Below are 12,933 nucleotides of genomic sequence, written 5' to 3' on the forward strand. Positions count from 1 at the left end.
ATTTGGATGTTTAAATCATCTTAATGATCATGTTTATGCGCATGAAAATCTTCATTTTTACGGAAACGTAAATAATTTTCAAACTGTTCACAGTACTCATCAAAGTTATCTTCAAGCATCATTTGAAATTGTTGCACAAGGTAAGACATCACTTGATCTTTAGCAGCGCGCATTTCTTCGCCATCTTTAAAATTATTTGCTGCTACCCACGTGTTAAAACGGGCACTAGCAAACAACATTGCTGCACTTACTTGACCACGCAGCTCGGCTGGATCTGGCTTTTCACCTTTTGGCGGGCGACAAAAATCATTGGCTTGTTTAATGAATTCATCCGCACGCTCAAAGAAAACCGCATTTAACGCTTCTTCTTCAGTAATATCTGTTGCATTAATCTTTTGAGACATGACTTATTCCCGCAAAAATAGAGCTGCTTATTATAGGCAAACGCTTGCGGAAACAAAACCTTTGACTTAGTCTGTAAATAGCCTAAGTATTGGTTGGAGAGTCTGATATGCAAGATGCGATTGCTATTCAAAGTTTAAAAACAGATATTGCTTTATTACGCCAGCATGTTTTTCCACCTCAATATTTAGAGCATGTTGAAGGACTGCCGATTTATTATGGCTTGCAAGAAGAAGTCGAAAATTATTATCGCCAATGGCAAGGTCTAATTGAAAGGGCACAAGAACTTTTTCAGCCATTTATGGAAGATGAATTACCAGATGCCATTCATTTGCCAAGTCATTTAAATTTACCGCTCTTCTTTTTTCATGTAGATCGAATTCGGATTAATAAAACACGCGCAAAAGAATCGAAAACTTTCCGTGGTGTTGCAAGTCTTATTGAAAAATGCGGGCAGTTCGAAACTGATCAGATTTTTACGATGCAAGAATGGTTGCAGAGCGACGATACCGCGGCTCTAGTTGCTCACCGTGAATTCATTGATTTAAGAACCTATGTATTTCAGCACGGGCAAAGTGAATATACCCGTTCACGTTTTTATACTAATGGTATTGTGTTAGGAGTTGAACCACATTTTAAATTGGTCGATGCCCGTGATAAGCCAAGAAAGCAACGCAGTGATAGCTATAATGACCCATTAGCAGATAATGGTGTATGGAAAGTGTTTGGTAAGTACCGATAAAAAGTCGCTGCTTGTTTACAGCGACTTTTTATAAATTACCAGAAAGTTTCAGTCTGACTAAAAGTTTGCAAAGCTTTTGCTGAGCGCTTTTGTAGGTGAGGTTGTTTGGCTTTTACCCACCCTAATGCAAACCAGAAAGATGAGTCATTTTCGACAACTTTATTGAAAATACCTTCCGCAATAAATAAGTCGTTATATTGACCTAAGGTGTTTTGTACAGGTTGTAGATGTTTTAAATATTGCTGTACTTTTTTGTCAGGATAAAGACTTGAAATAAACTCAACACAATAACGTAACTGCTTAGCTGTCTTTCGTATTTTGTGCTGTTCAGTCACTTCAAGCTCAGAGAAGTGTTCAGCATTGCTAATCACTTTATGATGTAATTTATCTAAACTCTTTTTAATATGTTTTTTTAACCCACCTGTTTTGTTCTTTGAATCTTCTTCTGAATACGCAAATGCTAATAAATCGAGTAATAGCTTAATCGTGTCCGCAGAGGTAAAGATTGTTGAGAGTTCTTTTGAGGGCTGAACTGAAACAGGTAGTAACAGCTCAGGCGAACCATGTTGTTGAATGACAGGTAACACCTCGGTACGAATAGCATCTTCATCACGAGTGTCTCCAAGCTTACGGAAAAGCTCCGCAATTTGTTCTTCCCAAACAGAGTTTAGCTCGCTAGACCAACTAGAGAAATGTTTAAGTGCACTGCGTAAACGACGTAAACTTACACGTGCCTGATGAATATGCTCAGCTTCAGCAACTTCATCGGCAATTGCAGCCATATTTGGTAAAAATTGTCCTAAACAGTTTTCGATAATCTTTTTTAGAGCCTGTTCAGCAGTAATATCTTTATTTAATGTCAGCGCTTTGGCATGTACAGCGGGTGAGGCTGCTTGCCCCAGTGCTAATAAATTCCCACGCTCGGCTTTACTTCTGACATCAAGCCAAAGTGCATAACGATTAATCCATTGCTGTGCAAATTGAATTAGCGTTTTTACTGCGCCTTGTTTGAGTTCAAATTCGACTTCACAAATTATACTTTGCGTATCTGCTGTTTTTACGACGCCGTCATCTAAGCAAACTTCAATAGCTGTATTATCTGCTTCAAACACATGATAAGTGCGCTGTACATCGGTCTCAAACTGCAAACTTAGTTTTTCAGCTTGCGTTCCTAAAACCGCGTTAATTAAATCAGTTACGACTTTATTATCTTGATATAACGCAAGGTTTAAGTCAGGTTCTTGGTCACACGCACCTAAATGAATTTCTTCTTCAACACGGTGCAGGTGGCTTTGACCTGCGGCTTTAAATGTTTGTACCCATTGATCATCTTCTTTACGTAAACGTAAGGCCATACCATTTTTTGCGAGTAATCGATCAGGGGTATCGTAATATTTTGCCTGTAAGTGAATATATTTCGCTTTATGTTTTTTTAAGTATTGCTGGACAGTTTTTTTCTTCGATTCAGGTAACTGAAACTTTAGTTCGACTTCGACCATAATATATCTCCCTGAATCAGGTATTTAAACTATCTTGAATAAGTATAATAGCTTAGCGCTAAAAGTAATGCTTTTGATAGAGAAAGTTACAATCAAACATATGACGCTAGGCTTTTATTTAGGTGTACAATCAGCTGACGTTTTGATCAAATAAAAATCAGGAAGATGATCGTGAATGCACCAGTAAACTTTAGCCATGACGCTCAGCCAGAGTTTGAATTGCCGATTAAAAACTATCAGGAATTTTATCGTTTTTATTTAACTGAACACCGTAACATCATGAGCAGACGCTTACATGTGGTGGGTAGTAGTATTGGTATATACTTTTTTTCAAAAGCAATTCGTAAGAAACAGGCCAAATATGTGCTCTATGGTTTGGTAGCGGGTTACGCAAATGCTTGGGTTGGACATTTTGTGTTTGAAAAAAATAAGCCTGCCAGTTTTAAACAACCTTTCTATAGCTTTATTTCTGATTGGCGAATGCTATCTGATGTTGCACGTGGCCGTTTGAGTTTGGTTGATCGCAAGCACGATAAAATACCAAGTTAATTTTACTTTCTATTCTTAACATACCGATTGGTACTGGTAAGCCTATATCAATCGGTACTTATGATGTCCTATAAATCCGTTATACTAGCGAAGTTTTTTAAAGCGAGAGTAGAGTATGCGCGGTTTATATCTCATTACCAATGATGACCCAATCCAACTATTATTAGAAAAATTAGACGCCGCACTCGCAACTCATCAGGTCGCAATTTTACAGTACCGCCGTAAGAAAGTAGAAAAAGCCGACCAACCCGCAGAAGTTGAACACATCAAACTTTTATGTGAAAAATATCAAGTTCCTTTTGTGATTAATGATGACCTAAAACTGGCCGCTCAGTTTGGATTAGGTGTGCATTTAGGACAAAGTGATGGCGAAATTACTGATGCAAAATCGCAATTACCAGAAGGCGTCATTATTGGTCGTACTTGTCTAAACTCATTAGAACTCGCCCAAAAAGCAATTGCAGATGGCGCGACTTATATTGCATTTGGTGCAGTCTACGCGACCTCTACAAAACCTGAAGCAGGTAATGTAGGTATCGAAGTGATTAAGCAGGCAGCAGCCCAATATGATTTACCCATTTGTGCGATTGGTGGTTTAACTGTTGAAAACTCAAAACCTGTGATTGAAGCTGGGGCTGACCTCTGTGCAGTCATTAGTGATATATTAGGCCGATCAACTGCTGAAATTCCTGCCCGTGTACAGGCCTGGGCACAATTATTTTCTTAAGCTTTCAAAATTATTTTTTAGATATTTAAGACGAGCATTTCCATGAGTTTATCTCCAAAGCAAGAACAGTTATTTAAACAAGCCAGCAAACACATTCCAGGTGGTGTGAACTCTCCGGTACGTGCCTTTAATGGCGTTGGAGGAACACCTGTTTTCATCGAGAAAGCAAAAGGTGCTTATTTATGGGACGTAGATGGTAAGCGTTATGTTGACTATGTTGGTTCTTGGGGACCGATGATTTTAGGTCATGCTCATCCAGAAATTATTAAAGCAGTACAAACAGCCGCAGAAGATGGTTTAAGTTTTGGTGCACCAACTGTACATGAAACAACGTTGGCAGATATTATCTGTGAAATCATGCCATCAATTGAATTGGTGCGTATGACTAACTCTGGTACAGAAGCGACCATGACGGCTATTCGTTTAGCGCGTGGTTACACTGGCCGTGACAAAATTGTGAAGTTTGAAGGTTGCTACCACGGTCACTCTGACTCACTTTTAGTAAAAGCAGGTTCGGGCTTACTTACTTTAGGTGAGGGTGAGCCGACTTCAAAGGGTGTTCCTGTTGATTTTGCTAAACACACTTTAACGTTACCTTACAACGATATTGCTGCATTAAAAGAATGTTTTGCTAAATTTGGTCATGAAATTGCTGGCGTTATTATTGAGCCTGTCGCGGGTAACATGAATATGGTGAAACCAATCAACGGTTTCTTACAAGCCATTCGTGATGTGTGTGATGAATATAAATCTGTATTCATTATTGATGAAGTGATGACAGGTTTCCGCGTTGCTTTAGGTGGTGCTCAATCGGTTTATAACGTTAAACCTGATTTAACAACTTTAGGTAAAATTATTGGTGCGGGCTTACCTGTTGGTGCATTTGGTGGTAAGCGTGAAATCATGGAATGTATCGCGCCTTTAGGTGGCGTATACCAAGCAGGTACATTGTCTGGAAACCCACTTGCTATGCGTGCGGGTATCGAAATGTTTAAACATTTGCGTCAACCAGACTTTTACAGCAATTTATCTGCTCAACTTGAAAAATTACTTGCAGGTTTACAAGCCGCAGCTAATGAAGCAGGTATTCCATTTAAAACTCAGCAAGCTGGTGCAATGTTCGGTCTTTACTTTACCGACCAAGAAGATATTACAAGTTTTGACTCAATGTTGGCGTGTGATATTGAAGCTTTCAAAAAATTCTTCCATGGCATGTTAAAGCGTGGGGTAAACTTAGCGCCTTCAGCATTTGAAGCAGGCTTTATTTCATCTGCTCACTCTGATGAAGATATCAAATATACGATTCAGGCTGCCAAAGAAACTTTCGCTGAAATGAAGTAAGCAAAAAAGCCCGTTTAAAACGGGCTTTTTAATTTGAGCTATTTTTTACTTGTTGAGAACAATGTTTTATCCTTTACCTCGAAAAATCCAATTAGCAGCAAATACTTCAAATTGGCCGATTGAGTCTACGCAAAGTATTTTACTCATGGTTGGGCTAAATGAACTTGAAAAATCACCTGACTGGGCGCACCAGCCATTAGCTGATCATTTAGAATTGCTAAGTAAAAGAGCACAGGTCCTCGAAATTCCAGTTATTTTTATTGATGCATCTCAGCTTCAACAAACCATGTTGCAGTTGGGGCAGCGACTGTCATCAAATAGCAAAGCCCAAGTTGTGATGGCTGGTGATTTATCACCGCTGTTTAAACAAGTCATGCAGCTTGTTTTATCTATTACCGATTATGTAGCTATTGTAAATGATGCGATCTTGGCGGCTAATCTAGAACAGCACATTCAATGGGTTGAAAAGATTAGTTTTGACCATATAAAACATTTAAATACACAGACCTTAATGCGTCTATGGTCTTTAAGTGCGCCGTCTGAATATATTTTGTCGGATAAAGGAATCTTATTGGTAATTGCTGAACAGGTGGGGCGACACCCCATGGAGATTCATCCTGAAATTGATTTACGAAACTACGGTTTAGATCAGTCTGCTGTGAATTATCTGGTCGAAGTGTGGCGTGCGAATGGTGCGAGTGTAAGCGCTGAAGAGGTAATGCAGGCACCTACATTGCAGCATATTATGCAGTTATTGAAGCCTTGACTAACTATAGACTCCACGTGATCCATAATATTTGCAAATTATGCTGTTAATTTACCCGAACGGCATTGTAATTCGGACGTAAGCTTTTTATTATTGCCCGCTTGTTTTTCATCTTGCCTTGGGAATACAACTTTGAGTGATTTTCTAAGTGAACATCTGATCTATCGTGATGATGATTTTATGGTGATTCATAAACCTTCGGACATCTTGAGTGTTCCTGGTAAAGGTGATTTACATGATAGCGTTTTGACAAGGTTGGTTGCGATTGAACCTAAAACTTTGCTCATTCATCGTCTAGACCGAGATACTTCAGGTATTTTAGTATTTGGTTTATCAAAGCGCGGTCAAAGTGCGATTGCGCGTCAATTTCAAGATCGTCAGACTTCAAAAATATATGAAGCGCTTGTCGCAGGTCATTTAGAGGGTGAGGGGACTGTAGATATTCCTGTCATCTATGATCCAAGCCGACCACCTTTACATATTGTCGACGCTTCTCACAACAAACCTGCTTTAACACATTGGCAGGCAATAGAACATTTTCAGATTCAGGGACAGCCTGTAACTCGTGTGAAATTAACACCAATTACGGGCCGATCTCATCAACTCCGTGTACACATGCAATATCTTGGGCATCCAATTGTAGGTGACACGCTGTATGCAACACCGGAGCAGCAACTTGTTCCGCGTTTATGTTTGCATGCCAAACAGTTAAGTTTTAATCATCCTGTCACAACAGAAACATTAACTTTTGACTGTCCTGTACCGTTTTAATGTAAAAATTTTAATGCGTGATTTTTTGTAGCAAAGTCATTTAATTGGTTTTTGCTTCAAAATTTTGCTTTAAAGACTACATAAAAAGATGCAAAAATAAGCTAATTTGCATCGTACAATATGTAGTGCGAACTTGAGAGAAAGGTGGAAAAATTGCAGCAGTATGCTATTGGTCAACGTTGGCTATCAGACACAGAAACTGAACTCGGTTTAGGTGTGCTTATTGATGTAGATGAAAGATCTGTCAGCATTTTATTCCCCAAAAGTGATGAGACACGTGTCTATGCACGTAACAATGCTCCACTATCTCGTATCATCTTTAACACAAATGATGAAGTTCAAGATCAAGAAGGCAAGAAGTGGATTGTTGAGTCTGTTGAAGATCGACATGGTGTTTTACGTTACAACGTTGTTCGTACCTTAGAAAATGGCGAACAAGATCGTAAAGCGCTAAATGAAACACGTATCGGTGCACAAATTCAGTTATCGAAACCTTTAGATCGTTTGCTTGCAAGTCAGGTCGACTATAAAGAGTGGTATGACCTGCGTATTGAAGCGATGCTTATGCAAGCACAAATGCAGAATAGTCCTCTACGTGGTATGGTTGGGGCGCGTGTTGGTTTAATTCCACATCAGCTTTATATCGCACACGAAGTTGGTAAACGTTTTGCACCTCGTGTTTTACTTGCCGATGAAGTGGGTTTGGGTAAAACAATTGAAGCTGGTTTAATTATCCACCAACAGCTTAAAACCGGTCGCTCAGAACGCATTCTTATTTTAGTCCCTGATTCTCTACAGTATCAGTGGATGATTGAAATGCGCCGTCGTTTTAACTTGCAATTCTCTCTGTTTGATTTAACACGTACAGCATCTATTAAAGAACATGATCCAGAACTTAACCCGTTCTTGACTGAGCAATGCATTATTGCCAGCGTTGACTTAATGGTTGACCATGATGATTTACGTGAGCAAGCCATAGAAGCTGGTTTCGATTTGCTCGTGGTCGATGAAGCACATCATTTGATGTGGAGCGAAGAAGAAGGCGGTAATGATCGCTACGATTTAATTGAAGAGCTTGCTGAAAATACCGCTGGGGTGTTATTGCTTACCGCAACACCTGAACAGCTTGGTGTGGAAAGTCATTTTGCACGTTTACGTTTACTTGATCCGCAGCGTTTTAGCAGTTTAGAGCGCTTCTTAGATGAAGAAACTCAATACCAGCAGACTGCAAAAATTGCTGAAGTACTCATGTCTGATCAGCCTTTAGCTCCAGAGCATTTATCTGCTTTAGAAGGCTTATTAGGTCACAGTATTGAAGACCAACCTGACCAACGCTTTAGAGCAATTCACGAATTATTAGACCGTCACGGTACAGGTCGTATTCTATTCCGTAATACACGTGAAGCAATTCAAGGCTTCCCAGGGCGTGATTGTCAGCCAGCACCATTACCAGCACCAGAAGATTGGTCAAAAGATGGGAAACTGCGTGAGCAAATGTGGCCAGAAGAAGCACACCTTGATGGTTCATGGATGCAAAATGACCCACGTGTGCTATGGGTAATGGAAATTCTGCGCAAAGATCTCAAGCATAAAAAAGTGCTTTTAATTGCGCGTAGTGGACCAGTTGTGGAAGCTCTAGAAAATGTATTGCGTTTGCATGCAGGCATTCGTACTGCAATGTTCCATGAAGGCATGAGCTTACTTGAACGTGACCAGGCAGCGGCTTATTTTGCTGAAGAAAGCTATGGTGCACAGATTCTCCTGTGTTCGGAAATTGGTTCTGAAGGCCGTAATTTCCAATTTGCCAGTGATCTAATTTTATTTGATTTGCCAGCTAATCCAGATGTTTTAGAGCAACGTATTGGTCGTCTAGACCGTATTGGTCAAGAAAACCGTATTCAGATTCATGTGCCATATCTTGTTGGAACAGCTCAAGAGCGTATGTTCCGTTGGTACAATGAAGCACTTAATATTTTCAGCAATATTTCTCCGACAGCACAAACGCTGCAAGAGAATTTTATTGTTGAATTAAAAGACTGTTTGCTTGCAGACCAAGGTCAAACATTTGAAGATTTACTTGAAGAAGTGAATGTTCAACGTCAAGCTTTGGAAGCTGAACTTCAAGCGGGCCGAGATCGTTTACTTGAATATAACTCATGTCGTCCTATCGTGGCGCAAGAGATTGTTCAGGCACTTGAAGATTATGATGACAATACAACGCTACCAATGTTTGTGAAGCGTTTCATGTCATCAACCAATATCGATTTTGATGAGCAAAGTAACGGTACTGTGATTATTCGTCCAACAGACCAAATGCAAGTGCAAGGTTTGGCGTTAGACGAAGAAGGGATGACTGCTACGTTCTATCGTGATCAGGCTCAACTTCGTGAAGATGCTCAATATTTAACTTTAGAGCACCCATTCATTGAAAGTGTAATGGAAATGATCCGTACGCAATCATTTGGTAGTACCAACGTTGCTGTACTCAAATCTAATGCGTTAAAGCAGGGTTCAGTATTAATTGAAGTGTGGTTTAAAGTCGATGTAGTTGCGCCTAAGGCGTTGAACTTACCATCGAGCTTGCCTAAGCAGCTTATTCGTGTGCTATTAAGCGAAACTGGGCAAGATTTGTCTGAAAAAATTGATCCAGCAATTTTGAAACCATATTTACATCACTTAGATGGCAATAGCTGTCGTCAGGTGGTTAAAGCTCGCCGTGATATTATTGAGCAACGTTATAAACAAGCGTTGGATATCGCGAAAGTTGATTTGCCACAGCTTCAGCAGCAAGCAAAAGAACACTATGGTAATAAATGGCAATATGAAATTGACCGTTTAACTTATCTAAAACAGTTCAATCCAAGTATTCGTCAAGATGAAATTGAACGTTTACAAAAGCTGCAAAAAGAAGGCTTGAGCTTGCTTGATGGTTTAACTGTTACACCAGAAGCAATTCAAGTATTAGTTGTGGTTAAGCCATAATTAACTTCAAATAAAAAAGCGCCTAGAGGGCGCTTTTTTTATACATCGATTTTGAATTAGATGAGACCAGCATCTTTCAGTTCTAATTTTAAATATGCATAGAAAATTGGAGCTGCGATTAAACCGCCTAAGCCAAAAATTGACTCAAATACCAGCATTGCTAATAAAATCTCCCATGCATTTGCATTGATTTTATGCCCAATAATTTTAGCATTAATAAAATATTCAAGTTTATGAACAAGAACGAGATAAAGTAATGCTGCCCCTGCGAGCCCAAGTGAAACAGTAAGAGCCGCAATGAACGTCAATGTATTGGAAATAAGATTACCTAAAATTGGAATCAATCCAAACATGAAGGTCAAAATAGTAAGCGTTTTAGCAAAAGGAAGATGCACTCCCCAAAGCGGTAATAAAACAAATGCAAATAAAATAAAGAGCAGCGTATTAATTGCTGAAATTTTTATCTGTGCAAAAACAACATTTTTAAATGAAATTGATAGTTTCTGAATACGTTGGATCAGAAGAGATTTAAAAACAGGTTGCGGTGTACGGCGGTGAAAACCATGTATAGCCACCAAAATACCGATAATGAGGCCCATAACCATCGTCACGAAGTTATGCAAAATATCGGAACTGGTATTTTTTAATATGGTCACGTTATCTTTCATAAACGCGAAAATTTCATCTTTTAATTCTGTCACGCTATCAGGAATATAACCCGGAAGATATTTGCTAATTTCAGCTTGTAAATGCAGCAGGGTTTGATCAACTTTGCTGTTGATGTTGTGGATGCCTACACCTTTTAAATCGTGAACCACAAAGCTAATTAAACTTGTAAAGAAAAAGGCGATTAGTGAAATCGTAATAATACTTAATAAAATACTAATAAAAATGCGGGCTCTTTGACCATCAATATAACGTTCTACAACCGAGCTTAAGCTAATAATAATTTCATAAATTAGAAAGCCTGCAAAAAAACTTGCTAATAGATGTAATGGGATAACCGAAAGCAAAAAGATGCCCATAAGAATGTAGCTTGCAATCAGACTTTGACGATTATTCAAATTTTGCATGTTGATCCCTAAGATCGTTGGGAATATAGAAGAAAGAGCAAATGGAATAATTATTTATACTCTCGCAAGCTATTCGCTTCAATCGGTGAATTATATTTTTGTTGGAAAATAGAAGAGTTAGATGTAAAAATGGCCTGTTTATTAACAAGCCATTCATTAGACAATTTTAACGAATTTCTGCTTCATCCAAATGCCGAGCACCTTCTAAAATCATTCGAATCATAATCATCGTTTGCTCAGCAACTTCCGCACGTTGATGAATTGGAAGATCAATCACTTTGGCGCCCATGTGAAACACAAGTTGCGTAATTGCTTTTGCAACAAGATCAGGGTGATATAAGTGGTTATTATTTAAGTGCTCTAGACGAATTAAATCTTCTTGTAGTTCTTGCTGAAAGAAGTTTAATTGACGATCAACAGCAGCTTTATAAGAAGTAGAACCTGTAAAACCTTCGCGTAGTAATAAACTTAAATTACCTTCATCGGCATCGAGCTGCTGAAGAAAAATATCGACAGAACTGCGAATAATACTTTCTTGCAAGGAAGCACGTAGGCGAGCCTGTCGGATAATTTTACGTAAGACGATACCTGCACGGTCAATTAAAGAAATTGCTAATTCATCAATATCTTTAAAGTGTCGATAGAAACTGTTTGGCGCAATGCCAGCTTCTCGTGCTACTTCACGTAAACTTAATGAAGCAATACTCTTTTGTGGGCCAATCAGATTGAGAGCAGCCTGAAAAAGTTCTTCTTTAGTAATTGTCGCTTTTCTTCCCACAGAACGCGTAGCTGTTTTAATTTCAATGACATCTTGTTGTTGAGGTGTGTCATTCAGGTTCTGAGAAAGTGAAGATTGGGTCATGCTGTTCAATATATTTATAAACTCTCAGGATTATAGCCTTAGAAGCTGAACTTGTGAAATTGTAATTAAAAGTACGTGTGTATATACAAATATATATACATGTGTATAATAATTAAAAAAGAGCGACAGAGCCTCAGTTATGCAAGCAATCGAAAAGAGAAATTCTCTATTCAATTCATTGACACAAGCCATCTTTGATAAAGAAATGGCTAATTTCTGGCTACAAAAAGTTAATCCTTTATGGTCTGTAAAACATGGCCTTGTTCAAATTGTAAAAAAAGAATTTGTCGCTCACGACATGGTGAGCTTGACGCTAAAATGTAACCGCTTAGTGAAAATGGGCGTTGCAGGCCAGCATCATCCTGTAATTGTAGAAATTGCTGGTCGTCGCTATGAACGTACTTATAGTTTGACGCAAATTGACGAACAACATTTACGTTTAACGATTAAAAAAGTGGCTGATGGTATTGTCAGTAACTGGTTTATGACTGAAAGCCAAATTGGTGATGTTTTTGAGCTTGGTCAGCCTTATGGCGACATGCAACAAAATATCAAAACACCAAAATTAATTATGCTAGCTGCAGGTAGTGGTATTACCCCAATGTTGAGCTTAATCACTGCAATTAAACAAAGCCAGCAGTTAGATAAAGTTCAAGTACAGCTTTTATATTGGGTAAAGCAACGCTCAGATGCAGCTTTTGTTGAATACTTTGAAAAAGTTGCACAGCAATTTCCAAATTTTAGTTATCAGGTTTTCTATACACAAGAAACACCAAATGATGAACGTTTAAATGCAGAGCATTTAGCATTAGTAGACGATTTGGAAAATAGCACCATATATGCATGTGGACCTTCTGGTTTCGTTTCAACAGTGGAACAGCTTTTTGAAAAAGCACCGACTGTATTAACGGAAGCTTTTAGCTTAACGCGTGATAGTACGGCTGAAGTTGGTTATGTAAATGTCACATTAACCCAGTCTAATAAGGTTATTGCAATTCCAAAAGGCGAATCAATTTTGGTGAGCCTTGAACATGAAGGTCTTAAGCCAACACATGGCTGCCGTATGGGAATTTGTAATAAGTGCGTTTGTAGTAAAGCTCAAGGTTCTACACGTAACTTACTCAACGGTAGTGAAAATACCGAACCAAGCCAATTACTCAAAATTTGTGTGAACTCAGCACAATCTGATCTAGTTATTGATCTTTAAGAGAGAACTTTT

General features: G+C 38.7%; 12 protein-coding genes. 8 read left to right on the top strand and 4 right to left on the bottom strand.

The window, feature by feature from the left end:
- Positions 1 to 20: 20 nt before the first annotated feature.
- The gene (locus ACS604_RS12255) at positions 21 to 404 is read right to left on the bottom strand and encodes a DUF3144 domain-containing protein (RefSeq protein ID WP_004790823.1); all 384 of its coding nucleotides are present in this window, start codon (positions 402 to 404) and stop codon (positions 21 to 23) included.
- Positions 405 to 511: 107 nt separating this feature from the next.
- Here ACS604_RS12255 and ACS604_RS12260 point away from each other — a divergent pair, with 107 nt between their 5' ends.
- Complete coding sequence (locus ACS604_RS12260) at positions 512 to 1,144, top strand: hypothetical protein (RefSeq protein ID WP_004790825.1); 633 nt, start codon at positions 512 to 514, stop codon at positions 1,142 to 1,144.
- A gap of 35 nt (positions 1,145 to 1,179) precedes the next feature.
- On the opposite strand, the gene ACS604_RS12265 is transcribed toward ACS604_RS12260, so the two are convergent.
- Entirely contained in the window at positions 1,180 to 2,643 is a 1,464-nt protein-coding gene (locus ACS604_RS12265) for a CYTH and CHAD domain-containing protein (RefSeq protein ID WP_474771878.1), read from the bottom strand.
- Positions 2,644 to 2,808: 165 nt separating this feature from the next.
- Here ACS604_RS12265 and ACS604_RS12270 point away from each other — a divergent pair, with 165 nt between their 5' ends.
- The 6 genes from ACS604_RS12270 to rapA all read left to right on the top strand — a co-directional run bounded on the left by ACS604_RS12270 (position 2,809) and on the right by rapA (position 9,779).
- Positions 2,809 to 3,192 (top strand): Mpo1-like protein, encoded by a 384-nt coding sequence (locus ACS604_RS12270; RefSeq protein ID WP_081399479.1) that lies wholly within the window; start codon positions 2,809 to 2,811, stop codon positions 3,190 to 3,192.
- A gap of 115 nt (positions 3,193 to 3,307) precedes the next feature.
- The gene (thiE, locus tag ACS604_RS12275) at positions 3,308 to 3,919 is read left to right on the top strand and encodes a thiamine phosphate synthase (protein WP_004790830.1); all 612 of its coding nucleotides are present in this window, start codon (positions 3,308 to 3,310) and stop codon (positions 3,917 to 3,919) included.
- Positions 3,920 to 3,961: 42 nt separating this feature from the next.
- Positions 3,962 to 5,260 carry a glutamate-1-semialdehyde 2,1-aminomutase gene (hemL, locus tag ACS604_RS12280; protein WP_474771879.1) on the top strand — a complete coding sequence of 433 codons (1,299 nt, stop codon included), beginning with the start codon at positions 3,962 to 3,964 and terminating at the stop codon, positions 5,258 to 5,260.
- 61 nt (positions 5,261 to 5,321) lie between these two features.
- Complete coding sequence (locus ACS604_RS12285; RefSeq protein ID WP_474771880.1) at positions 5,322 to 6,026, top strand: acyl carrier protein; 705 nt, start codon at positions 5,322 to 5,324, stop codon at positions 6,024 to 6,026.
- A 132-nt stretch (positions 6,027 to 6,158) separates the two neighbouring features.
- Positions 6,159 to 6,797, top strand: a complete 639-nt coding sequence (locus ACS604_RS12290) for an RluA family pseudouridine synthase (protein WP_004790835.1) — start codon at positions 6,159 to 6,161, stop codon at positions 6,795 to 6,797.
- Positions 6,798 to 6,941: 144 nt separating this feature from the next.
- Positions 6,942 to 9,779, top strand: a complete 2,838-nt coding sequence (rapA, locus tag ACS604_RS12295; protein ID WP_474771881.1) for an RNA polymerase-associated protein RapA — start codon at positions 6,942 to 6,944, stop codon at positions 9,777 to 9,779.
- Positions 9,780 to 9,835: 56 nt separating this feature from the next.
- On the opposite strand, the gene ACS604_RS12300 is transcribed toward rapA, so the two are convergent.
- Both ACS604_RS12300 and fabR read right to left on the bottom strand, forming a co-directional pair.
- A complete protein-coding gene (locus ACS604_RS12300) occupies positions 9,836 to 10,852 on the bottom strand; it encodes an AI-2E family transporter (RefSeq protein ID WP_004790840.1) in 1,017 nt (338 codons plus the stop codon).
- 166 nt (positions 10,853 to 11,018) lie between these two features.
- Positions 11,019 to 11,714 carry an HTH-type transcriptional repressor FabR gene (gene fabR, locus ACS604_RS12305; protein ID WP_107882831.1) on the bottom strand — a complete coding sequence of 232 codons (696 nt, stop codon included), beginning with the start codon at positions 11,712 to 11,714 and terminating at the stop codon, positions 11,019 to 11,021.
- Positions 11,715 to 11,853: 139 nt separating this feature from the next.
- On the opposite strand from fabR, the gene ACS604_RS12310 reads away from it, so the two are divergent.
- Positions 11,854 to 12,921, top strand: coding sequence for a ferredoxin reductase (locus ACS604_RS12310; RefSeq protein ID WP_238611822.1), 1,068 nt, complete (start codon positions 11,854 to 11,856; stop codon positions 12,919 to 12,921).
- The last annotated feature ends 12 nt before the right edge of the window (positions 12,922 to 12,933 follow it).

Source organism: Acinetobacter sp. Li1LvA2 (assembly GCF_056156705.1).